General features: G+C 62.4%; 21 protein-coding genes. 8 read left to right on the forward strand and 13 right to left on the reverse strand.

Annotation, left to right across the window (positions count from 1 at the left end):
- Window positions 1-10 precede the first annotated feature (10 nt).
- From lon to LB566_RS00730, 3 genes are all read right to left on the reverse strand, one after another.
- Window positions 11-2,422 carry an endopeptidase La gene (gene lon, locus LB566_RS00720; RefSeq protein ID WP_140549038.1) on the reverse strand — a complete coding sequence of 804 codons (2,412 nt, stop codon included), beginning with the start codon at window positions 2,420-2,422 and terminating at the stop codon, window positions 11-13.
- Between the two features lie 273 nt (window positions 2,423-2,695).
- Window positions 2,696-3,970: an ATP-dependent Clp protease ATP-binding subunit ClpX gene (gene clpX, locus LB566_RS00725; protein WP_140493939.1), complete on the reverse strand. Its 1,275-nt coding sequence runs from the start codon at window positions 3,968-3,970 to the stop codon at window positions 2,696-2,698.
- Between the two features lie 295 nt (window positions 3,971-4,265).
- Window positions 4,266-4,895 (reverse strand): ATP-dependent Clp protease proteolytic subunit, encoded by a 630-nt coding sequence (locus tag LB566_RS00730; protein ID WP_140549039.1) that lies wholly within the window; start codon window positions 4,893-4,895, stop codon window positions 4,266-4,268.
- Window positions 4,896-5,233: 338 nt separating this feature from the next.
- On the opposite strand from LB566_RS00730, the gene LB566_RS00735 reads away from it, so the two are divergent.
- The gene (locus LB566_RS00735; protein ID WP_224622463.1) at window positions 5,234-5,824 is read left to right on the forward strand and encodes a hypothetical protein; all 591 of its coding nucleotides are present in this window, start codon (window positions 5,234-5,236) and stop codon (window positions 5,822-5,824) included.
- A gap of 2 nt (window positions 5,825-5,826) precedes the next feature.
- Here LB566_RS00735 and LB566_RS00740 read toward each other — a convergent pair whose 3' ends face one another.
- Entirely contained in the window at window positions 5,827-6,930 is a 1,104-nt protein-coding gene (locus tag LB566_RS00740; RefSeq protein WP_224622464.1) for an NAD(P)/FAD-dependent oxidoreductase, read from the reverse strand.
- Window positions 6,931-7,033: 103 nt separating this feature from the next.
- On the opposite strand from LB566_RS00740, the gene LB566_RS00745 reads away from it, so the two are divergent.
- Window positions 7,034-8,284: a cytochrome P450 gene (locus LB566_RS00745; protein WP_224623607.1), complete on the forward strand. Its 1,251-nt coding sequence runs from the start codon at window positions 7,034-7,036 to the stop codon at window positions 8,282-8,284.
- A 42-nt stretch (window positions 8,285-8,326) separates the two neighbouring features.
- On the opposite strand, the gene LB566_RS00750 is transcribed toward LB566_RS00745, so the two are convergent.
- The 6 genes from LB566_RS00750 to LB566_RS00775 all read right to left on the reverse strand — a co-directional run bounded on the left by LB566_RS00750 (window position 8,327) and on the right by LB566_RS00775 (window position 12,752).
- On the reverse strand, window positions 8,327-8,674 hold the full coding sequence (locus tag LB566_RS00750; RefSeq protein ID WP_263497999.1) for a cupin domain-containing protein: 348 nt from the start codon (window positions 8,672-8,674) through the stop codon (window positions 8,327-8,329).
- 88 nt (window positions 8,675-8,762) lie between these two features.
- Window positions 8,763-10,043 (reverse strand): O-acetylhomoserine aminocarboxypropyltransferase, encoded by a 1,281-nt coding sequence (locus LB566_RS00755; protein ID WP_224622466.1) that lies wholly within the window; start codon window positions 10,041-10,043, stop codon window positions 8,763-8,765.
- Window positions 10,044-10,199: 156 nt separating this feature from the next.
- Complete coding sequence (locus LB566_RS00760; protein ID WP_224622468.1) at window positions 10,200-10,721, reverse strand: CoA-binding protein; 522 nt, start codon at window positions 10,719-10,721, stop codon at window positions 10,200-10,202.
- The gene (locus LB566_RS00765; RefSeq protein WP_224622470.1) at window positions 10,718-11,500 is read right to left on the reverse strand and encodes an AAA family ATPase; all 783 of its coding nucleotides are present in this window, start codon (window positions 11,498-11,500) and stop codon (window positions 10,718-10,720) included. Before LB566_RS00765 ends, LB566_RS00760 begins: the two co-directional genes overlap by 4 nt.
- Window positions 11,500-11,922: a VOC family protein gene (locus LB566_RS00770; protein ID WP_224622472.1), complete on the reverse strand. Its 423-nt coding sequence runs from the start codon at window positions 11,920-11,922 to the stop codon at window positions 11,500-11,502. The genes LB566_RS00765 and LB566_RS00770 overlap by 1 nt, the downstream gene beginning before the upstream one ends.
- A gap of 11 nt (window positions 11,923-11,933) precedes the next feature.
- Complete coding sequence (locus tag LB566_RS00775) at window positions 11,934-12,752, reverse strand: enoyl-CoA hydratase (RefSeq protein WP_224622474.1); 819 nt, start codon at window positions 12,750-12,752, stop codon at window positions 11,934-11,936.
- Between the two features lie 158 nt (window positions 12,753-12,910).
- Between LB566_RS00775 and LB566_RS00780 the strand changes: the two genes are divergently transcribed.
- The 3 genes from LB566_RS00780 to rpsI all read left to right on the forward strand — a co-directional run bounded on the left by LB566_RS00780 (window position 12,911) and on the right by rpsI (window position 14,836).
- Complete coding sequence (locus tag LB566_RS00780; protein WP_140549049.1) at window positions 12,911-13,360, forward strand: PaaI family thioesterase; 450 nt, start codon at window positions 12,911-12,913, stop codon at window positions 13,358-13,360.
- 527 nt (window positions 13,361-13,887) lie between these two features.
- Window positions 13,888-14,352 (forward strand): 50S ribosomal protein L13, encoded by a 465-nt coding sequence (gene rplM, locus LB566_RS00785; RefSeq protein WP_010915638.1) that lies wholly within the window; start codon window positions 13,888-13,890, stop codon window positions 14,350-14,352.
- Between the two features lies 1 nt (window position 14,353).
- Window positions 14,354-14,836, forward strand: coding sequence for a 30S ribosomal protein S9 (gene rpsI / locus LB566_RS00790; RefSeq protein ID WP_140493960.1), 483 nt, complete (start codon window positions 14,354-14,356; stop codon window positions 14,834-14,836).
- Window positions 14,837-14,897: 61 nt separating this feature from the next.
- On the opposite strand, the gene LB566_RS00795 is transcribed toward rpsI, so the two are convergent.
- The 3 genes from LB566_RS00795 to LB566_RS00805 all read right to left on the reverse strand — a co-directional run bounded on the left by LB566_RS00795 (window position 14,898) and on the right by LB566_RS00805 (window position 18,725).
- On the reverse strand, window positions 14,898-16,286 hold the full coding sequence (locus LB566_RS00795; protein WP_224622476.1) for an MFS transporter: 1,389 nt from the start codon (window positions 16,284-16,286) through the stop codon (window positions 14,898-14,900).
- 81 nt (window positions 16,287-16,367) lie between these two features.
- Entirely contained in the window at window positions 16,368-17,426 is a 1,059-nt protein-coding gene (locus LB566_RS00800) for a glycerophosphodiester phosphodiesterase family protein (RefSeq protein WP_224622477.1), read from the reverse strand.
- A gap of 90 nt (window positions 17,427-17,516) precedes the next feature.
- Window positions 17,517-18,725: an acyltransferase family protein gene (locus LB566_RS00805; protein WP_224622478.1), complete on the reverse strand. Its 1,209-nt coding sequence runs from the start codon at window positions 18,723-18,725 to the stop codon at window positions 17,517-17,519.
- A 123-nt stretch (window positions 18,726-18,848) separates the two neighbouring features.
- Here LB566_RS00805 and speB point away from each other — a divergent pair, with 123 nt between their 5' ends.
- The 3 genes from speB to LB566_RS00820 are packed head-to-tail and all read left to right on the forward strand — an operon-like array spanning window position 18,849 to window position 21,652.
- Window positions 18,849-19,856, forward strand: a complete 1,008-nt coding sequence (speB, locus tag LB566_RS00810) for an agmatinase (RefSeq protein WP_224622479.1) — start codon at window positions 18,849-18,851, stop codon at window positions 19,854-19,856.
- A 30-nt stretch (window positions 19,857-19,886) separates the two neighbouring features.
- Complete coding sequence (argC, locus tag LB566_RS00815; protein ID WP_224622480.1) at window positions 19,887-20,813, forward strand: N-acetyl-gamma-glutamyl-phosphate reductase; 927 nt, start codon at window positions 19,887-19,889, stop codon at window positions 20,811-20,813.
- Window positions 20,810-21,652 carry an aminoglycoside phosphotransferase family protein gene (locus LB566_RS00820; RefSeq protein WP_224623609.1) on the forward strand — a complete coding sequence of 281 codons (843 nt, stop codon included), beginning with the start codon at window positions 20,810-20,812 and terminating at the stop codon, window positions 21,650-21,652. The genes argC and LB566_RS00820 overlap by 4 nt, the downstream gene beginning before the upstream one ends.
- Window positions 21,653-21,717: the final 65 nt, after the last annotated feature.

Genomic DNA, 21,717 nt, shown 5'->3' on the forward strand with positions numbered 1-21,717 from the left:
TTAGCAAGAACTAATGCGCAAGCGACTTTCCGGCGTCATCCGCAGTGTCCGTCGCGGCAGGAGAATTGACCGGTTCGACCCATTCGATTGGCTCCGGCATACGCACCAGCGCGTGGCGCAACGCCTCGCCGACCCGCGAGACCGGGATGATCTCCATACCGTTCTTCACGTTGTCAGGAATATCCGCCAGATCCTTGGCGTTGTCTTCCGGGATCAGCACCTTCTTGATGCCGCCGCGCAGTGCGGCAAGCAACTTCTCCTTCAGACCGCCGATCGGCAGCACCCTGCCGCGCAGCGTGATCTCGCCGGTCATGGCGACATCGGCCCTGACCGGAATGCCGGTCAGCACGGAGACGATCGCGGTCGCCATCGCCACACCGGCCGACGGCCCATCCTTGGGCGTGGCACCCTCTGGCACGTGGACGTGGATGTCGCGCTTGTCGAACAGCGGCGGCTCGATGCCGAAATCGAGAGCGCGCGAGCGGACATAGGAGGCCGCCGCCGAAATCGATTCCTTCATCACGTCGCGCAGATTGCCGGTCACCGTCATGCGACCCTTGCCGGGCATCATGACGCCTTCGACCGTCAGCAGCTCGCCGCCGACTTCCGTCCAGGCAAGTCCGGTGATGACGCCGACCTGGTCGTCTGCCTCGACCTGACCGAAGCGGAAGCGCGGAACACCGAGATAGTCGGCGAGATTGTCCGCCGTGATGTTCACAGTCTTCTTCTTCGTCTTCAGGATCTCGGTCACCGCCTTGCGCCCGAGCTTCATCAGCTCGCGCTCCAGGCTCCTGACGCCCGCTTCGCGGGTGTAGGTCTGGATGATGGCGCGGATCGCGTCCTCACTGACGGAGAACTCCTTCGGCTGCAGAGCGTGATCGCGCACCACCTTGGGCAGCAAATGCCGCTTGGCAATCTCGATCTTCTCGTCCTCGGTGTAGCCGGCGATACGGATGATTTCCATGCGGTCCATCAAGGGCGCAGGGATGTTCAGCGTGTTCGCCGTCGTCACGAACATCACACTCGACAAGTCGTACTCGACCTCGAGATAGTGGTCCATGAACGTCGAGTTCTGCTCGGGGTCGAGCACCTCCAGCAGCGCCGACGACGGATCGCCGCGGAAATCCTGGCCCATCTTGTCGATCTCGTCGAGCAGGAAGAGCGGATTGGATTTCTTCGCCTTCTTCATCGACTGGATGACCTTGCCGGGCATCGAGCCGATATAGGTGCGGCGGTGACCGCGGATCTCGGCCTCGTCACGCACGCCGCCCAGCGCCATGCGGATGAACTCGCGGCCGGTTGCCTTGGCGATCGACTTGCCGAGCGACGTCTTGCCGACGCCGGGAGGGCCGACGAGGCACAGGATGGGCCCCTTGAGCTTCTTCTGGCGGCTTTGCACGGCGAGATACTCGACGATGCGGTCCTTGACCTTGTCGAGACCGAAATGGTCGGTGTCGAGCACGTTCTGCGCGAACGCCAGGTCCTGCTTGACCTTGGAGTTCTTGCCCCACGGGATCGACAGGATCCAGTCGAGATAATTGCGCACCACAGTGGATTCCGCCGACATAGGCGACATCGTCCTCAGCTTCTTCAATTCGGCTTCCGCCTTTTCGCGGGCCTCCTTGGAGAGCTTGGTCTTCTTGATGCGGGCCTCGATCTCGGCGGCCTCGTCGCGGCCATCCTCGCCTTCGCCGAGCTCCTTCTGGATCGCCTTCATCTGCTCGTTGAGGTAGTATTCGCGCTGCGTCTTCTCCATCTGGCGCTTGACGCGCGAGCGGATGCGCTTCTCCACCTGCAGGACGGAGATCTCGGCCTCCATGAAGCCCATGGCCTTTTCCAGCCGCTCCTTGACCGAGAGCGTGGCCAGCATCTCCTGCTTCTCGGGGATCTTGATGGCGAGGTGTGAAGCGACCGTGTCGGCGAGCTTGGAATAGTCGTCGATCTGGCTGGCGGCGCCAACCACCTCGGGCGAGATCTTCTTGTTGAGCTTGACGTAGTTCTCGAAGTCGGCGACGACCGAACGAGCCAGCGCCTCGACCTCGACCTCTTCCTCTTCCGGCTCGACCAGCGCGGTAGCGCGGGCCTCATGGAAGTCGGGACGGTCGGTGAACGCTGTGATTTTCGCACGCGAGGCGCCTTCGACCAGCACCTTGACGGTGCCGTCGGGCAGCTTCAGCAATTGCAGCACGTTGGCGAGCGTGCCGATATCGAAGATGGCGTCGGGCTCCGGATCGTCATCGGCGGCATTCATCTGGGTGGCGAGCAGGATCTGCTTTTCCTGACCCATCACCTCTTCCAGGGCCTTGATCGACTTTTCACGCCCGACAAAGAGCGGAACGATCATGTGCGGGAACACCACGATGTCGCGCAGTGGGAGGACTGCGAAGACGCCGTCGCTGGGAGCCTTGGTTATTTTGGCCATTGTCCAACCTTTCATGTCGCGGCCGCCATTAGGCCAACCGCGAATCTTATATTAACGACCGGGGATCGTTCCGCCTACCACCGTTTGTGACGGGAGTTTTACAGCACAGAAATCGGGCACCTCGGCCTTCTCGTGATAGGTGGATGCCAGAGGGCCAAAGATCAAGAGTTAACATCGCCGGCTTTCCATTCCCTCGCGAAGCTCACATGCCCCTCATGGCAAAACGGCGCCCCGAGGGCGCCGTTCCACAAAAATATGGGGCCAAGTGGCATGTCAGGCGCTGACATTGCCCTTCTTTTCCTTCTGTTCGGAATAGATGTAGAGCGGCCGGGCACTGCCGGTCACCACTTCTTCCGAAATCACCACTTCGCGCACGCCTTCGAGCGCCGGCAGTTCGAACATGGTGTCGAGCAGGATCGCTTCCATGATGGAGCGCAGGCCGCGCGCGCCGGTCTTGCGCTCGATGGCGCGCTTGGCGATCGCAGACAATGCGTTCTCGTGGAAGGTCAGGTCGACATTCTCCATCTCGAACAGCCGCTGGTATTGCTTGACCAATGCGTTCTTCGGCTCGGTCAGGATCTGGATCAGCGCCGGCTCGTCGAGGTCTTCCAGCGTCGCCAGGACCGGCAGACGGCCGACAAACTCGGGAATGAGGCCGAACTTCAAGAGATCCTCTGGCTCCACAAGGCGGAAGACATCGCCGGTGCGACGATCCTCGGGCGATGCCACGGTGGCGCCGAAGCCGATCGAGGTCTTGCGGCCACGATCCGAGATGATCTTGTCCAGCCCGGCGAAGGCGCCGCCGCAGATGAACAGGATGTTGGCGGTGTCGACCTGCAGGAACTCCTGCTGCGGATGCTTCCTGCCGCCCTGCGGCGGTACGGAGGCCACAGTGCCTTCCATGATCTTCAACAGCGCCTGCTGCACGCCCTCGCCCGACACGTCGCGGGTGATGGACGGGTTGTCGGACTTGCGCGAGATCTTGTCGATCTCGTCGATGTAGACGATGCCGCGCTGGGCGCGTTCGACATTGTAGTCGGCCGACTGCAACAGCTTCAGGATGATGTTCTCGACATCCTCGCCGACATAGCCGGCCTCGGTCAGCGTCGTGGCATCGGCCATGGTGAAGGGCACATCGATGATGCGGGCGAGCGTCTGCGCCAGCAGCGTCTTGCCGCAACCGGTCGGGCCTATCAACAGGATGTTGGACTTGGCCAGTTCGACATCGTTGTTCTTGCCGGCATGGGCGAGGCGCTTGTAGTGATTGTGGACGGCCACCGAGAGCACGCGCTTGGCGTAGGGCTGGCCGATGACGTAGTCGTCGAGAACCTTGAGGATCTCCTGCGGGGTCGGCACGCCCTCGCGCGACTTCACCATCGAGGTCTTGTTCTCCTCGCGGATGATGTCCATGCACAGCTCGACGCATTCGTCGCAGATGAAGACCGTCGGGCCGGCGATCAGCTTGCGCACTTCATGCTGGCTTTTGCCGCAAAACGAGCAATAAAGCGTGTTCTTGGAATCGCCGCTGTTGTTGCCGACTTTGCTCATTTTCATGTCCTTTCATGGCCGCCCGCCGATGGTCTGGCTGAAAGGGCGCATACTCTATTTATCGCGGGAATCCGCCGCCGCCAGTATCCCGGCTCCCGCAACGTATTCCGTACGAAACACAAATCAGAAAACGTGGCAATGATTCGCAGCAACCCCACACAAAGCTAAGCCGTCGAAAATCAACATAGCCTTAACGTAGGCAATCCCGACCGTCGAGGGAACAGCCAATTGTGGCCGAAATGCCGCAAGATGCGCCAAAAGCGCGTAATGCCGCTATCCAACTGCCAATATGCCGTTATGCCAGCGCCCCTTCGGCCGCTTCGCGCGACGAAATGACCTTGTCGATCAGGCCGAAGTCCCTAGCCTCGTCCGCGGTCATGAAATGGTCGCGGTCGAGCGTCTTTTCAATCTCGTCGTAGCTCTTGCCGGTGTGCTTGACGTACACCTCGTTGAGGCGGCGCTTCAGTTTGATGATATCCTGGGCATGACGCTCGATGTCGGACGCCTGGCCCTGGAAGCCGCCGGACGGCTGATGAACCATGATGCGGGCGTTCGGCGTGGCGAAGCGCATGTCCTTGTGGCCGGCGGTCAGGAGCAGCGAGCCCATGGAGGCCGCCTGACCGATGCACAGCGTCGACACGGCCGGCTTGATGAATTGCATGGTGTCGTAGATGGCCATGCCCGAGGTGACGACGCCACCGGGCGAATTGATGTAGAGGTTGATTTCCTTCTTCGGGTTCTCGGCTTCGAGGAACAGGAGCTGCGCGCAGACCAGCGTCGCCATGCCGTCCTCGACCGGACCTGTGATGAAAATGATGCGCTCCTTGAGGAGGCGCGAGAAAATGTCGTAGGCCCGCTCGCCGCGATTGGTCTGTTCGACCACCATCGGAACGAGGTTCATGTAGGTTTCGACGGGGTTCTTCATTCGTTATCTCTTGTCTCGCGGTGGGATTCCGGCGCCGGACATGCTGGCAACTCGGGCAGAATCGGTTCTGGATCGTTATTGCGTAAATAGGATGCCGGCTCATCCTTGTGCAAGGCCGACCCGTCCTAGCCATCTGGGTAAGTCGAATCAAGCTTTCCAGCCAAGATTCGCAGCCGCGGATGCTTCCGCAGGCCCGCGACGGCACCTGCGGCAGACGACAGGTAGCAGTTTCTTAACCGCTTCGCTTAACGAAATGCGCCGAAACCGCTTTTCTGGCGGACCGCTTCCCCTACAATTCAACGTTGAACTTGTGTCCGCGGTTCAACAGGGGGAATGTCATGTCCAGGAAAACCGCATGCTTCGCCATGGCCGGGCTGACCATGCTCGGCTCGATTTCTCAGACGGCCGCGGGCGGCCGCGCCGTCGAATGCTATGAGCCGGTCCGCACGCCTGATGTCTATGACACGGTGTACGAGGACGTGATGGTCAGCCCGCCCAGCCAGCAGGTCGACTATGAAGCGCCGATCTACGGCACGCGCGAGCGCGTGGTGATGACCGTTCCGGCACAGGTGACCTATGAGGTGGTGCCCGCAATCACCCGCACCGTCTATCACACAGTCAAGGTCGACGATGGCGGCTATTCCTGGGAATGGCGCGTCATCCACGGCCGCAAGGTGCTGTGCAAGGTCCGGCACAAGGCGCGCTATGAACGCGTCGCCGAAACGGTGGTGGTCCGGCCGGAGCGCACACGGCGCGTCGTCATTCCGGCGCAATATGACAGGATCGCCGAGGAGGTGCTGGTGCGACCGGAACAAAGGCGCGTCATCGACATTCCCGCCGCCTACCAGACCGTCCCGCGGCGCGTGCTGGTGCGCGAAGGCTCATCCGGCTGGCGGCGCGTGCATATTCCAAGGCATTGTCAGGACTGAATTCAGGCGATTTCGGCTCGCAGCCAACGTTTCAGGCCGGCAATATCGCCATCGTCGACAGCCGCCGCCACGCGCCTGCCGACCGCCGCCCCGAATTTATAGCCATGGCCCGAGCAGGCCGAGACGATCATGCACTTGCCCGTCTCATGCGCCAGGAATTTCTCATCGTCCGTGAATGTGTAGGCGCAGGTGACCACTTCGGTCACCTCATACTCCTCGATGCGGGCGATCGGCGGCGAAAACAGGTTGCGGATCGCCTCGCCCTCGCCCGGCACCGGCTGCCGGTTCCAGTCGGCGTCGCTGGTCGGCACCCTGTGCAGGCCTGAACCGAATTTCATGCCGGCACCTCGGGTCAGCGGGATCATGTAGCCGTCGGTCTTGCCGCCGACATCGAGGACCACGGGCGCAACTTCCCAGACGGCCTTGAGGTCCGCCGGCGGTTCGACATAGGCGAGCGCGGTTCGGTACGTCTTCAGTTGGCCGCCAAGTTCGGGGAACAGTTTCAACACCCAGGCGCCCGCAGCGACGACGATGCGGTCGGCCTGCATCGTCTCGCCGGACGCGAGCACGATATGCCCTGCCTCGGGGTCGACCGCAGTCACCTTGCTGTTCTCGTAGACGTTGGCGCCGTTGGCGCGCAGCCACTTGGCCAGGCCGGACGCGATCTTGCGGCAATGCAGCGCGCCGCCTTCCGGCGAAAAATAGGCATAGCGGAACGAGCCCGGCTCCAGGAAAGGCCAGCGTTCGACCGCGGCATCGGGTTCCAGCAGATCGAACGGATAGTTTCCCTCCTCCAGCCCTTCCCGGTATTCCTCGGCTTCGTCGCCCGGTTCGCGCGACACGCAGAGAAAGCCCCTGGAATCGAGATGGTTCTCGCCGAGGTCGGCCCACATCTCGTCCCAGGCTTCATAGGCCTCGCTGATCAGCCCGCCGTAACCGGTCCCGGCCCGGTAGGCACGGCGAATGATGCGGTGATGGTCGCCGGATGCCGCCAACGGATTGGGGATCGGCCCCTGCTCGACGATGGAAACGCTGTGGCCGGCCTTGACCAGCGACCATGCGGTGGAGAGACCGGCGATGCCCGCGCCGACAACGATCACATTCATCAAATCAGACTTTCCGCAGCCGTCGCGGCTGGCTCAACGCATTGGATTGCGGCGCCAACATACGGTCTGGAACCAGGCTGGCAAGCCGCGCTATTGGTCTGGCATGACCAAATCGACGCCATCCTACCTCGCCTTTGATCCAGCGACCCGTCGCCTGAGGCTTGACCCGCATGAGCGGGCTTTCTTCCAGGATCCGTACGAGGCCTACGCGTTCCTGCACGATGCATCGAACGCCTTTTTCTGGGAAGAATTCGGGTGCTGGTGCTTTGGCGGCTTCGACGATGTCAACAAGCTGTTGCGCGACCGCCGCTTCGGCCGCCAGAACCCAGCGGGCATTCCCGACAGTCGTGGCATAGGCCGGGATAGGACACATCTCAGGGCATTCGACGGCATCGAAGCCAATTCCATGCTCGAACTGGAGCCGCCGGTGCACACGCGGCTTCGAACACTGGTCAACCGCGCCTTCGTGTCGCGCCAGGTCGAACGGTTGCGGCCGCGTGTGGAGGCGCTCGCCAACGAACTGATCGATCGTTTCGAGCCGGGCAAGCAAGTCGACCTGCTGCCTGCCTTCGCTTCTCCCCTGCCTATCACCATCATCGCCGAGATGCTCGGCGTGCCGGTCGAAATGGGATCGCAACTGCTCGACTGGTCACATCAGATGGTCGCCATGTACGTGCATGGCCGTACCCGCGAGACCGAGGAGACGGCCAATCGCGCCGCGCAGGATTTCGCCGATTTCCTGCGCGGCACCATCGCCGAGCGGCGCAAAAATCCCGGCGATGACCTGCTGTCGCTGCTTATCTCGGCGCAGGAGGACGGCCAAAAACTGTCGGAAGACGAAATGGTGTCCTCGGCGATCCTGCTGCTCAATGCCGGCCACGAAGCGACCGTGCACCAGACCGGCAATGCGGTGCGCACGATCCTTGCACAAGGCGGCGACCCGCGGCGTTTCTTCACCTCACCCGAGGCAACCGCGGCCGCTGTCGAGGAATGCCTGCGCTTCGATGCGCCGCTGCACATGTTCACGCGTTACGCCTACCAGGAGATCGAAATCGCTCCCGGGATCGTCGTGCAGCCCGGCCAGACGATCGGTCTGCTGCTTGGCATGGCCAACCATGACCCTCATGCCTTTGCCGAGCCGCGGGCCTTCCGGCCGGATCGTGCCGACCAGAAGAACGTGTCGTTCGGCGCCGGCATCCATTTCTGCATCGGCGCGCCCCTGGCCCGGCTCGAATTGCAGGTGTCGCTGAGAACCTTGTTCGAGCGGCACCCAAAGCTCCGTCTTGCCGAAAGCCCGAGCTTCCGCGACACGTATCATTTCCACGGGCTGGAAGCGCTCACCGTCGGCTTCTGAAGGAGCGCAGGCCTGGGCTGTGAGCTGCGCGCAGCAAAGTGATCACAGCCTGATCACATACTGCTTGCGGGTGATTTCAAGCACTTCCCAGCTTCCCTTGAAGCCAGGCCGCAGCACGAAGCTGTCGCCGGCCCTGACGGTGCGCGCTTCGCCACCCTCCTCTTCGATCACCGAAACGCCGGAAAGGATGTGACAGAATTCCCATTCGTCGTAGACGATGCGCCACTTGCCCGGAGTCGATTCCCAGATACCGGCATAAAGGCCGCCTTCGCGCTCCTCGACATTCCAGGTGAGGAATTTCGGATCGCCCGAGATCAGGCGATCGGGCGCCGGCGCGCCTTCTTCGGCGTCGACAGAGTCCGTCGATATCGTCAGGTAATGCGCGGACAGGATTTGCCTCCATGAAAGAACCGGCCTCGGGCCGGCTCACCCTACCCCCGGCGCTTTACGCCGATCCTCCAACGAGGGAGAGGATAGATCAAACTTTGGCGAGTGCCTGTTCGAGGTCGGCGACGATGTCGGTGACGTCCTCGATGCCGATGGACAGCCGCACCGTGTCCGGTCCCGCACCGGCCTTGACCTTCTGCTCGTCGGACAGTTGTCGGTGCGTGGTCGACGCCGGATGGATGACCAAGGACTTGGTGTCGCCGACATTGGCCAAGTGCGAGAACAACTCCAGCGCTTCGACGAATTTGACGCCGGCCTCGTAACCGCCCTTGAGGCCGAAGGTGAAGACCGCGCCGGCGCCTTGCGGCGAGTATTTCTTTTGCAGGGCGTTGTTCTTGTCGCTGGGAAGGCCGGGATAGTTGACCCAGGCCACCTTGGGATGGTTGGACAGCCAACCCGCGACGGTGATCGCATTGTCGCAGTGGCGTTGCATGCGCAGCGGCAAGGTTTCGAGGCCTGTCAGAATGAGGAAGGCGTTGAACGGCGAGATCGCCGGGCCGAGATCGCGCAGGCCAAGCACGCGCGCGGCGATGGCGAAGGCGAAATTGCCGAAGGTTTCGTGCAGCACCAGGCCGCCATATTCGGGGCGCGGTTCTGACAGCATCGGGTACTTCCCTGATTTCGACCAGTCGAACGTGCCGCCATCGACGATGGCGCCGCCGATCGAGTTGCCGTGACCGCCAATGAACTTGGTCAGCGAATGGACGACAATGTCTGCGCCGTGCTCGATCGGCCGGATCAGGTAGGGCGAGGCCAGCGTGTTGTCGACGATCAGCGGCAGGCCATGCTTGCGCGCGATGTCGCCGATCTTCTCGATATCGACGAAGGTGCCGCCGGGATTGGCCAGACTCTCGATGAAGATCGCCTTGGTCTTGTCATCGATCTGGTTCTCGAAGGTTGACGGATCGTTCGCTTCGGCCCAGCGCACCTCCCAGCCAAAGTTCTTGAAGGCATGGCCGAACTGGTTGATCGAACCGCCGTAGAGCTTGTTGGCGGCGACGAAATTGTCGCCCGGCTGCAATAGATTGTGGAACACGATTACCTGGGCGGCGTGGCCGGACGCGACCGCAAGGGCGGCCGTGCCGCCCTCGAGCGCCGCTATGCGCTCTTCGAGCACCGCCTGCGTCGGGTTCATGATGCGGGTGTAGATGTTGCCGAAGGCCTTCAGCCCGAACAGCGAGGCGGCATGGTCGGCGTCGTCGAAGACAAAGGAGGTCGTCTGGTAGATCGGCGTGGCGCGCGCGCCGGTGGCCGGATCGGGTTTGGCGCCGGCATGGACGGCGAGCGTGTTGAAACCGGGCGTGCGGGTCACTGAAACCTCCCTCGAACAAAATTCTGAATTCGCCGGCCATTCTTGGCCAAGCTCGACCACGAATGCAAAGAAGAAAATACCCTTCGGCGTTTCATCTTCGACCACGCAGCAGGAAAATGCGGCTCCTGCCGGAATAATTTTGCGCCTTCCCCTTGTCTATTTTTGCCGCACGCCGAAACTCTGGAACCCCGACCGCATCAGTGGCTTCTTCGACGACAGCACACCGGAATTGACCCCGGTCCAGCCGATCTCGCCGGACAGCTTGCCATATTCGATCTTGGGGCAGCGGTTCATCACCACCTTGATGCCGGCGGCTTCGGCGCGCGCGGCGGCCTCGTCGTGGCGCACGCCGAGCTGCATCCAGATCACTTTCGGCAGAGGATCGAGCTTCAGCACCTGGTCGACAACGCCGGGCACCGCCGCCGAGGCGCGGAAGATGTCGACCATGTCGATGGGCTGCGCAATCTCGGCAAGGCTGCCATAGACCGTGCGGCCGAGTATCTGCTTGCCGGCATGGCCCGGATTGATGGGGAACACCTCAAACCCCTTGGCCAGCAGGTATTTCAACACGAAATAGCTTGGACGCACATCGTTGGCAGACGCGCCGACCATGGCGATGGTCTTCACCGAATTGAGGATGCCGGCGACGTAGGCATTGTCATAGCTATCGTGATTCATGGCTCGTCCTCATACAACGCCTCGGCGAGAAAGCCATCAGGATCACTGCTGAAATCGCGCATCATGCGGAAGTGGTCCGTATCCCGAAAATCGGTCGAATCTAGCCCGAACCGGCTGATGCGGAACAGCCGGGCGCCGGGACAGGCCATCAGCAGCGGCGAATGCGTCGCCATGATCACTTGCGCGGTGCCCGACCGGTCCATGCGCCGCAGCATCTTGAGAAGTTCGATCTGGCGCGATGGAGACAGCGCACTTTCGGGCTCGTCGAGGATGTAGATGCCTTGCCTGCGGCAACGTTCCTCGAAGAAGCGGATGAACCCTTCGCCATGTGACCAGGACAGAAAGTCGGGCGGAGGTGGCTTGAACGGATCTTCCAGGGCCACCTGGTCGAGATAGCGAGCCACCGAGTAGAAGGATTCGGCGCGAAAGAACCAGCCGGCGGTGACTTTTGGCAACCAATGGCCACGGAAGGTGTCTGCCAGCGCGGCACCACTCTTGTCGATGGCGCCGGAATGGTCGACGGGCCGGTAGCCCTTGCCGCCTCCGGCTTCGTCGTAACCGGCGAGCGCGCCGATCGCCTCGAGCAATGTCGATTTGCCGGTGCCGTTCTCACCGACGATGATGGTAATCGGTGTGGTGAATTCGAGTTCGAAGGCATGACCGCGAAACAGCGGCAGGTTCCACGGGTATTTTTCCCAATCGGTCACCCGCTCGGAATCGAGCAGAATGCGCTTGAGATAGGGCGCCTTGAGCCGCGTCAACTGCCTGCGGTAAGCCATCAATCGGGCAGCGAGATGGTGCCGTCTTCCGCGATCGGAAAGGCCGGGTTGTGCGCCACTTCCCAGACATGTCCGTCGGCATCGGCGAAATAGCCGTACCAGCCGCCCCAGAAGGCACTGCCTGCCGGCTTGACGATGCGGCCGCCGGCCTTTTCAGCCATCGCAAGCACCGCGTCGACTTCGGCATCGGAGCGGGTGTTGTAGGCGAGATAGACGGCGGAAGGCCCCTTGGCGAAGGTGATGCCGGAATCCTCCTCGGCGCTGGCGCGCGGGAACAGGCCGAGGATAACACCACCCATCTGGAAGAAGGCGACGCCATCGGTGATGCCGGCATGGCGCTTCAGGCCCATCGTCTCGTAGAAGCGCACCGCACGATCGAGATCGTCGGTGGCGATGGTGATGATGGAGATGCGCGGCTCCATGATTTTCGTCCTTATTCGTCGGTCCATTCCGGCTTGCGTTTGCCGATGAAGGCGCCGATGCCCTCCTGGGCGTCACGCGCCAGCATGTTCTCGACCATGACCCGGCCGGTATAGGCATAGGCATCCGCCAGTCCCATCTCGGCCTGCGCGTAAAACGCTTCCTTGCCGGTCTTCACCACCGAAGATGATTTTGAAGCAATGGTTTGCGCGTATTTGTTGACAATCTGATTCAGGTACTCGCGCGGCACGACGCGGTTGACCAAGCCGAACTCCTTGGCGGTCGCGGCATCGATGGTTTCGCCAGTCAGGAGCATTTCCATGGCGTGCTTGCGCGAGACGTTGCGAGACAGCGCCACCATCGGCGTCGAGCAGAACAGGCCGATGTTGACGCCCGGCGTGCAGAAGGTCGCCTCATGCGAGGCGATGGCGAGGTCGCAACTGGCGACAAGCTGCAGGCCGGCGGCGGTGGCCAGGCCATCGACTTCGGCGATCACCGGCTTGGGGTGGCGCACGATCGCCCGCATCAGCGTGGCGCAGGCGGCAAACGTCTCTTCGAAGAAGGCCTTGCCGCGATCGGCGTCGGCGCGGCGGGCTGTCATCTCCTTGAGATCGTGGCCGGCGCAGAATACCTTGCCGGCCGCCGAAAGCACTATGACGCGAACGGCCTTGTCGGCCCTGGCACGGTCCAGTTCCTCGGTCAGCGCCGCCATCGCCGCCAGGGAAAGCGCGTTAGCGGGGGGATTGGCAAGCGTCAGGCGCAGCACGCCCTTGTCGAGGCTGGCAAGGACGGGGCCTTCGGCGGCCGGCTTGATGGCGACGATTTCAGCCATATGAAACCTCTTTGTCTGCCCGGCTTGGCGGGCCATGGAGCAAAAGAACTAGCATGCTGCCGATTGAAGAGCAGCCGCGCGGCGTGTTTTCTCCATGGCAACATTTGGCCCAGGCATCTCTCGCCCGAAGCTCTCATATTTCATATAGGAAACCGCCCATGCCCGCCCAAAGCAATCTGACGCCCGTGCTGACCGCGGCCGAAACCAACACGTTGATGAATAGCGTCTATCCGCAGCTCAACGAGCAGTTCCGCTTCTATGAGGTGCTCGACGTGTTTCCCGGCGGCTGCACGGTTCGGCTCAACGCCTCCGGGCGGCACCTGCGCCCCGGCGACACGGTGTCGGGCCCGTCGCTGTTCACGCTTGCCGACATAGGCGGCTATGCCTGCGTGCTCTCTCATGCCGGCCCGGACGCGCTCTCGGTCACCACCAATCTCAACATCAACTTCGTGCGCAAGGCGCAAGCCGGGGCGGTCGAGGGCCATTGCCGGATTCTCAAGCTTGGAAGAAGCCTGATGGTGTTCGATATCGACATCGTCGCCGGCCCGGAGGGACAAACGGTTGCACATGCGACCGGCACCTATTCGATCCCGCCGCAACGATCTTAGCGATTGAACCTAGGCATGCCGGAGGCTGAGATGGAGAACCATTTCGCGCTAGTCGAAAAAGAGACTGACAGCGCGTTCGGTATCCGCTTCCCCCATATCCCTGGCCACGAAATGATTGTCGTCCTTCCTGATATATGCGAGTCGCTTGCCGGATGAGGCTATCTCGTCTCGGTGCCGTTCATCGACAATGACAGCGCAGCCGCAGGGCTGACGTCACTTTCGAGCGCGGCCCGCAAGGGAATCGAGGCAAGCACTCACCAAACCAGGTGCGCAGTCTCCACAAGATGCGGTAAAATAATACCTTTAAGCCAAGCGTTTGTTTTCGTTATACTTTCTTTGACATCCGCTTTCTCACTCACCTTGACGTGATCCTCGCCCTCCCCTATAAGCCCTCACGAAGCAGCGGCCCGCGAAGGCCGCCGTTTTGTTATTGGCGGCGGGCAAAACGCTTTTCGCCAATCCAAGCAACAAGAAACGCCTTCCTTATCTTTGTGGATTGGGGAAGGTCCGAACCGAAAGCAGAAAACATGACAACCTTTTCGCAGAAGCCTGCGGATGTGGTGAAAAAGTGGATCCTGATCGACGCCGAAGGTCTCGTCGTCGGCCGTCTCGCCACCGTTATCGCCAATCATCTTCGCGGCAAGCACAAGCCGACCTTCACCCCACATGTCGACGACGGCGACAATGTCATCGTCATCAATGCCGACAAGGTGGTGTTCACCGGCAAGAAGTTCACCGACAAGGTCTATTATTGGCACACCGGGCACCCCGGCGGCATCAAGGAGCGCACCGCGCGCCAACTGCTTGAAGGCCGGTTCCCCGAGCGTGTCGTCGAGAAGGCCGTTGAGCGCATGGTTCCGCGCGGCCCGCTCGGCCGTCGCCAGATGAAGAACCTGCGCGTTTATGCAGGTGCCGAGCATCCGCATGTCGCCCAGCAGCCAGAAGTCCTCGACGTGGCCAAGCTGAATTCCAAGAACAAGAAGGTCGCATAAGATGGCTGAGCTTTCCTCGCTCGCAGAACTGGGCGCCGCCACCGGCAACACCAATACGCAGGCCGCGGCACCCGTCCATGTCCAGAAGCTCGACAAGTCGGGCCGCGCCTATGCCACCGGCAAGCGCAAGAACGCCATCGCGCGCGTTTGGGTGAAGCCGGGTTCGGGCAAGATCGTCGTCAACGACAAGGAATTCGCGACCTATTTCGCGCGTCCGGTCCTGCAGATGATCCTCAACCAGCCGATCATCGCCGCCAACCGCTCGGGCCAGTACGACATCGTCGCCACGGTCATCGGCGGCGGCCTTTCGGGCCAGGCCGGCGCTGTGCGTCACGGCATCTCAAAGGCGCTGACCTATTACGAGCCGGCGCTGCGTGCCGTGCTCAAAAAGGGCGGCTTCCTGACCCGCGACAGCCGCGTCGTCGAACGCAAGAAATACGGCAAGGCGAAGGCCCGTCGTTCGTTCCAGTTCTCGAAGCGCTAAGCGCACCGCAGCTTCACAATCGAAAGGCCGCCTCCGGGCGGCCTTTTTGCATTGCGCATCACTATCGAGCGGAATGGCCGGAGTCGCGGATGAACAGGAACGCGCAAAGTGCCGAGCCGGCCACCGCGAGCGCCGAGGCCAGGAATGCCAGTTGCATGCCCTCGACCGTGCCCACCGCCAAGGCGGATCCGAACAGCGCCACCCCGATCGCGCCACCCGACTGGCGCACGGTGTTGAGCACGCCCGATGCCGTTCCCGACATCTCCGCCGGAACGGAAGACAAGAGCGCGGTGGTCATGGCCGGTACGGCAAGGCCTATGCCGACCGGCAGGAACAGCAGGCGCCACAGCAGCGAAAGGTAGGATGTATCGGCCTCGATCAGCGCCATCAGTCCGAAACCGGCTGCTGCGACGAACAGGCCAATCGCCATAGGCAATCGTGGGCCATGGTTCGCGGCAAGGCGCCCGGCGGCAATGTTCGACACGGTGACGGCCGCCATGAACGGCAGAAAGGCGAGACCCGTCATTTCGGGAGAAAAATGCCTTTCCTGCTGGAAATACAGGCTGAGCATGAAGATCGTCCCATAGAGCGTCAGGTTGACTGCCAGTCCGACGAGGCTCGTCACAGCCGGCACGCTGCTGGCAAAAAGACCGAGCGGAAACATCGGCGCCCTCGTACGGCTCTCGACCAGCAGGAACAGGCTTGCGGCCACCACAGCCAACACCAGTCCGCCAATGACCGGCATGGAGATCCAGCCCCACGAACCGGTTTCGATAAAGGCTCCGGTCAGCGAAAACAGCGCCAGCACGACAAGTCCTTGCCCCATCCAGTCGATCGGCGGCCGCTCTGCCTTCAGCGGCGTTTCCTGCAGAAACCGATAAGCCATCCAGATGGCGAGAGCGCCAATGGGCAGGTTGACCAGAAAGATGCTGGCCCAGCCAAGCGACGCGACCATGAAGCCGCCGAGCACCGGCCCTGCCGACAGCGCGATGCCGCCCGCCGCCGTCCACAGCCCCACGGCGCGTGCCCGGCGCGCCTTGTCGGACGCGTAGGCGCGATTGAGGAGTGCCAGCGAACACGGCATCAGCAAAGCGGCACCCGCGCCTTGTGCAGCGCGCGCCGCAATCAGCAACCAGGCACTCGGAGCCAGGCCGCAAACCAGCGAAGCGATGCTGAACAGCGCCATGCCGCCAACGAAAACGCGGCGGGCGCCGACCCTGTCGCCGAGCGCGCCGCCGGCGAGCAGCAGCGAGGCGAAGGCAAGCGTGTAGGCGTCGACGACCCATTGCAGGCCGCCGATCCCCATCGACAGCCCAGTACCGATCCTGTTCAGCGCGACGTTGACGATGGAGACATCGAGTTGCACGACCACGAAGCCGAGGCTGGTCGCAGCAACGGTGGCGGCATAGGCGGCAGGGCGCTTGAGAACGATGGTATCGGGCATGCCCATGGATAACGGGTTTCCGCTGACACCGTTGCGTCAGCAGGCGCCGGCCTGCGACAACCAGGCCGGAACTTCAGCCGCGGCAAATCAATTGATGCTGGCGGTCGCGGCAGGTTCGACGCGTTCGCCCGTCCCGGCATAGGGCACGCGAAAGCCGTTCGCGGCGAGCCAGCCTATCGCCGCCTTTGGCTCATCGGTCTGGATGATGGTGGCGCCGCGATCGGCCCAGAAGCCCCAGGCTTCACGCGGCAGGTTGGCCTGAACCGCCAATTCATCGCCCCGGCCGCCGGCAAGGAAGCCGCCCGGCTTGTTGACGATGGCGTAGGTGTCGGCCCAGATGTGCCAGTCGCCCCTCACCGCGGCCGCGCGCATGCGCGTGCTGAACAGCGGCCCGCCAGTGTCGGTCAACGTCTCCGCGCCGGCGCGCCAGTTGATCAGTTCGATCGCGCGCGGCGCAAAAGCATGGTCGACCGTCGCGGCGAAACCGGCGTCATGCACTGCGTCGTCGGCGATGATCGGCATGAAGTGGACGCCGCCGCCGACCGCTTCCATGGCAGCCTTCACCGTAGCGATCCTGGTCTGGTTCCACAGGTTTTCCTTGACGATGACCTGGTCGGCCATGCCGAGATCTCGCGCCACCGCGACCATACCCGACAGGTCCCCAACCTCGAGCTTGTTGTCGAGATTGATGAGGATCTTGTCCCGGGTCGCCAGCAGCATCTCGCGCAGCGTCGAGACTGTCTCGTCGGTTACGGCGCCCGTGCCTTCGATCACCAGCCGGCAACTCTTCAGTTCGGCCAGCGTGTACTTAACCACCTCACCCTTGCAGGTCGTGGTGCGATCAAGCCAGCTGTCATGCATGACGACAAACTCGCCGTCCTTCGAGCGTCGGATGTCGACCTCGACGATCTCGGCGCCGATCGCGATCGAGCCTTCGACGGCGGCGAGCGAGTTTTCCGCAAAGAGCGTCTTGCCGGCCTGCATGCTGCCGGCGCGATGCGCGGCCACCATGACGTGGTCGCGCCACTGGTTGGCATGTTCGAAGCGGTCGAGGATCTGCCTGGCGCGGGTTTCGCCCGCCATTGACTGGCTGGCGGAAGCCGCCAGCGTGACGGAAAGCAGAAGGCTCGGCCAGAAGGTCCGCATCGAGAATCGCTCCATTCCGGATCGGGAATAGGCGATGCCCGTGACGTCTAGGTGAACGAAGCCGGCTAGCGGTTGCCGTGATATGTCGCCTCAGATGCGTTTCGACAGTCGGCGGAACCAGGCCATCGCAGGCATCTCGACGAAACGCCAGGTGATCCAGGAGACACCTATCGTGGCAAGGAGCATGACGAGGATCGCAACGTCCCCCGCCCAGCCGGCGCCGAAGCCGGTCGCTGGCTCCCCGCGCAAGACGATGTCGCCGACAAGATCGAGGCCGAGCTTGCGCTCGACAAGGCCGGCGACGTTGATCATGCGCGCCTGGACGAAGATGTGGACCATGTAGATCGAGTAGGACAGCGCGCCGAGCGTCAGCATGAATGGGGTTCCCAGAAAGACACTGATCCAGCCGCCCTCATGAGCAAAGAGAAACAGTGCCAGCGCAAACACCAGCGGTGCTGCGATCCCGGCATCATTGTCGCCCGCCAGCGCGACGAAAAGCACAATGACAGCCGCCATCACGATTTCGGCAAGGGTCCAGCTCAGCAGGGGGCCGGTCCGGGCAAGCGCCTGTCGCGCGCCTGCAATGGAATCATGCTGGAACCAGGCAAGCAAGGCGCCGAGCGAGAAGCCGTACAGGCAGCGTATGAAGCCGAAATCGAAGGACACATCCATATGGTGGGTCGAGAAGCCAAGCAGGAACAGCGGCGCGGTGATGGCGGCGGCGACGAACCACACCCAGGCCCGCGCGCCTGTGGTGAGGACCACGCCGGCGAACAACAGATAGGCGAAGAACTCCGCCGAAATGCTCCAGCTTGGCGCATTCCAGGTCAATTGATCCTCGAAGCCGACTCCCTGGAGCAGCAGCAGATTGGCAAGCAGGCTCTCGAGGCTGAAGCCGCCGGTGAAGGGAGCGGCACCGGCGCCATGCAACTGCGGCAGCATCAGCCGCAGCAGCTCGAAACCGGCAAAACCGGCGAGCATGAGAAGGTGCAGCGGATAGATGCGGCCGAAGCGCACCAGCGCGAAGCGTGCAACCTCCCGCGGCTGGTTCAGCCGCCCGCCATAGGAGCTGGCGATCACGAAACCGGAGAGAACGAAGAAGAAGTCGACAAACAGATAGGACGAACCGACAAAGGCGCTTTGCGAGGTCGTCGAACCGGTCGGGAAGTGGAACAGCGCCACCAGCAGGGCGCAGATGCCGCGCCACGAATCGAGAACCAGGAACCGCTCACCCGCCACCGTGCCGGCCTGGATCGACGCCGCGCCATGGGGAGAATCAAGAAACGCGGTCTGCGTCATGGTGATACAATCCTGTCTCGCGGCGGCACCGCGGCCGCGCCGTTTCGTTTCCCCAAGCTGTGACTGGCATGTTGCGTGCCGGTTCTGTAGTTGTTGCACCCCGATGAAAACCAAGGATCCGTAATGGCGAACAAGAACATCGACCATGCCTTCACAGCCCGCTCAAAAACGGGTGCTTCGCTGGAGCCGACCTATGCCGGCGCGCTGTCGTTCATGCGACGCAGATACACAAAGGATGTGAAAGGCGCGGACGCTGTGGTTTGGGGCATCCCTTTCGATGCCGCCGTCACCAATCGGCCCGGCGCGCGTTTCGGGCCGCAGGCGATCCGCCGCGCCTCGGCAATCCTCGACAATGATCCGCAATATCCCTTTTCGCGTGATCTGTTCGAGCACCTCGCGGTGGTCGACTATGGCGATTGTCTGCTTGATACCGGCAACCACCAGAAGACGCCGGGGACGATCGAACGCGAGGCGACCAAGATCCTGAAGTCAGGTGCTTTCCTGCTGTCGCTGGGCGGCGACCATTTCGTCACCTGGCCCCTGCTCAAGGCACATGCCGCAATCCATGGCCCGCTCGCTCTGGTGCAGTTCGATGCGCACCAGGATACCTGGGAGGATGACGGCAAACGCATCGACCACGGATCCTTCGTCGGCCGCGCGGTCAAGGAAGGCATTATCGATCCCGACCGCTCGATCCAGATAGGCATCCGCACCCACGCGCCCGACACGTTCGGCATCAAGATCCTCTATGGTCACGAGATCGAGGAGATGCGTGCGTCCGACATCGCCTACGCCATCGTCGACAGAACGGGCGGCAAGAAGACCTATCTCACCTTTGATATCGACTGCCTTGATCCTGCCTATGCACCCGGCACCGGCACGCCGGTCGCCGGCGGGCCGTCCTCTGCAAAGATCCTGTCGACGCTGCGCCAGCTCAACCAGATCGATATTGTCGGGGCCGATGTCGTGGAGGTTGCGCCGGCCTACGATCACGCCGATATAACGGCAATTGCCGGCTCGATGATCGCCATGCAGTATCTCGGCCTGCTGGCCGAGCGGAAAGCACGGCTCGAAGAGCTGAACAACGGCAGCCACAACGGCGCCGCCGTGAATCAAGGCAACGGCATATAGTTTTTCGATATCAGGGAATTTGATCAGCCAATGAAACCGAAAATCTTCATCGACGGCGAGCACGGCACCACCGGCCTCCAGATCCGGGCGCTGCTTGCCGAGCGCGGCGACCTGGAGATCATTTCAATTCCTGCCGAGCGCCGCAAGGAAACTGCGGCGCGAGCCGAATTCCTCAATGCCGCCGACGTTGCGATCCTGTGCCTGCCGGACGATGCGGCGAAGGAGAGTGTCTCGCTGATTTCCAACGAGACCACCAGGGTCATCGATGCATCGACCGCGCATCGCGTCGCGCAAGGTTGGGAATATGGCTTTGCCGAGATGGACAAGGAGCAGGCGAAGAAGATCGGGGCGGCAAAACGCGTCGCCAATCCTGGCTGCTGGCCGCAAGGACCGATCGCGACGCTACGGCCGCTGGTCGCCGCCGGCCTGCTGCCTGCGGATTTCCCGGTCACCGTCAACGGCATCTCGGGTTATTCGGGCGGCGGCCGCCCGATGATCGAGGACTATGTCGCCAAGGGCGAGGCCGCCTCTGAATTCCTGCCCTATGGGCTCACCCTCCAGCACAAGCACGTGCCGGAGCTCAGGGCCTATGCGAAACTGTCGCACGATCCGATCATGCAGCCTGCGGTGGGCAATTTCGCGCAAGGCATGATCACGGTGGTGCCGCTGCAGCTCGGTGGTCTCGACCATGTGCCGACCGGTGCGGAACTCCATGCAGCCATCGCCGACCATTTCGCCGCCATCAAGGGCGGCGTGGTCGAAGTGGCGCCCTATGCGCATCTGGAACGCATTCCGGAGATCGATCCGGAAATCTACAATGGCACCAACCGTATGAAACTCTACGTCTTTGCCAATGACAAGCGCGCGCAGGCCCTGCTGCTCGCCGTTTACGACAATCTCGGCAAAGGGGCATCGGGGGCTGCCGTGCAGAACATGGACCTGATGCTCGGTCTCTGATGGCGGCACCGGCATTTCCGGACCGCTGGAAGGTCAGCGCGCCCGAGCTCATCGCCGAAACCTTTTCGAGCCGCATCTGGAAGGTGCGGCGCGAGGACGGGTCGCCGGCGATCGTCAAGGCGCTGAAGCCATTCGACGATGCAGCGGACGAGTTGCGCGGCGAGCATTTCCTTGCCTGGCGGCGGGGCGAAGGCGCCGTGCGGCTGCTGGGTCGCGACGGGCACTCCATGCTGCTGGAATATGCCGGGGAGACCATGCTTTCCAAGGTTCTCGATGAGCAGGGCGACGATGCCGCGACTGCAATCGCGGCCGAGGTGATGGCAAAGTTGCTTTCGCCATTGGACCACCCTGCCCCGGCCGACCTGCAGCCGCTTCGGGAACGGTTTTCGAACCTGTTCAAGAAAGCCGCGACCGACCGCGACGCCGGCCATGTCAGCATCTATGTCGAGGCCGCCGCTATCGCCGATCGGCTGCTGGACGATCCGCACGACATCCGGCCGCTGCATGGCGATCTGCACCACGAAAACATCCTGCACGGGCCGCGCGGCTGGCTGGCGATCGACCCCAAGGGCATTTTTGGCGATCCCGGCTTCGACGCCGCGAACATGTTCTACAACCCTCTTGATCGCGACGACCTTTGTCTCGATCCCCCACGGATTGCCGGGATGGCCGAAGTCTTTGCGCGAACGCTGCGCCAGACGCCGGCGGCAATACTGGATCACGCCATCGCCTATGGCTGCCTGTCGGCCTCGTGGCACCATGAGGACGACAACGCGGTCGAGGAGAACCGCGAACTCTCGGTGGCAGCAGCGATCCGAACGGTACGGCTCGGCTTCTGATCCGTGCCGCCTTGCGTCAGGCGGAATTCTACGGCGACAAGGCGCAGTCGGGCGTTCTAGACGTG

The sequence above is a fragment of the Mesorhizobium sp. CA13 genome (assembly GCF_020165235.1).
Lineage (GTDB): Bacteria > Pseudomonadota > Alphaproteobacteria > Rhizobiales > Rhizobiaceae > Mesorhizobium.

Bases quoted from the DNA above. Each gene is read 5' to 3' on its own strand.
- LB566_RS00770 (WP_224622472.1), bottom strand. From the start codon at position 11,922: ATGGAGCCGCGCATCTCCATCATCACCATCGCCACCGACGATCTCGAT.
- argC (WP_224622480.1), top strand. From the start codon at position 19,887: ATGAAACCGAAAATCTTCATCGACGGCGAGCACGGCACCACCGGCCTC.
- LB566_RS00730 (WP_140549039.1), bottom strand. From the start codon at position 4,895: ATGAAGAACCCCGTCGAAACCTACATGAACCTCGTTCCGATGGTGGTC.
- LB566_RS00740 (WP_224622464.1), bottom strand. From the start codon at position 6,930: ATGAATGTGATCGTTGTCGGCGCGGGCATCGCCGGTCTCTCCACCGCA.
- LB566_RS00745 (WP_224623607.1), top strand. From the start codon at position 7,034: ATGACCAAATCGACGCCATCCTACCTCGCCTTTGATCCAGCGACCCGT.
- LB566_RS00780 (WP_140549049.1), top strand. From the start codon at position 12,911: ATGCCCGCCCAAAGCAATCTGACGCCCGTGCTGACCGCGGCCGAAACC.
- LB566_RS00795 (WP_224622476.1), bottom strand. From the start codon at position 16,286: ATGGGCATGCCCGATACCATCGTTCTCAAGCGCCCTGCCGCCTATGCC.
- rplM (WP_010915638.1), top strand. From the start codon at position 13,888: ATGACAACCTTTTCGCAGAAGCCTGCGGATGTGGTGAAAAAGTGGATC.
- LB566_RS00760 (WP_224622468.1), bottom strand. From the start codon at position 10,721: ATGAATCACGATAGCTATGACAATGCCTACGTCGCCGGCATCCTCAAT.
- speB (WP_224622479.1), top strand. From the start codon at position 18,849: ATGGCGAACAAGAACATCGACCATGCCTTCACAGCCCGCTCAAAAACG.
- LB566_RS00765 (WP_224622470.1), bottom strand. From the start codon at position 11,500: ATGGCTTACCGCAGGCAGTTGACGCGGCTCAAGGCGCCCTATCTCAAG.
- lon (WP_140549038.1), bottom strand. From the start codon at position 2,422: ATGGCCAAAATAACCAAGGCTCCCAGCGACGGCGTCTTCGCAGTCCTC.
- LB566_RS00805 (WP_224622478.1), bottom strand. From the start codon at position 18,725: ATGACGCAGACCGCGTTTCTTGATTCTCCCCATGGCGCGGCGTCGATC.
- LB566_RS00735 (WP_224622463.1), top strand. From the start codon at position 5,234: ATGTCCAGGAAAACCGCATGCTTCGCCATGGCCGGGCTGACCATGCTC.
- rpsI (WP_140493960.1), top strand. From the start codon at position 14,354: ATGGCTGAGCTTTCCTCGCTCGCAGAACTGGGCGCCGCCACCGGCAAC.
- LB566_RS00775 (WP_224622474.1), bottom strand. From the start codon at position 12,752: ATGGCTGAAATCGTCGCCATCAAGCCGGCCGCCGAAGGCCCCGTCCTT.
- clpX (WP_140493939.1), bottom strand. From the start codon at position 3,970: ATGAGCAAAGTCGGCAACAACAGCGGCGATTCCAAGAACACGCTTTAT.
- LB566_RS00800 (WP_224622477.1), bottom strand. From the start codon at position 17,426: ATGCGGACCTTCTGGCCGAGCCTTCTGCTTTCCGTCACGCTGGCGGCT.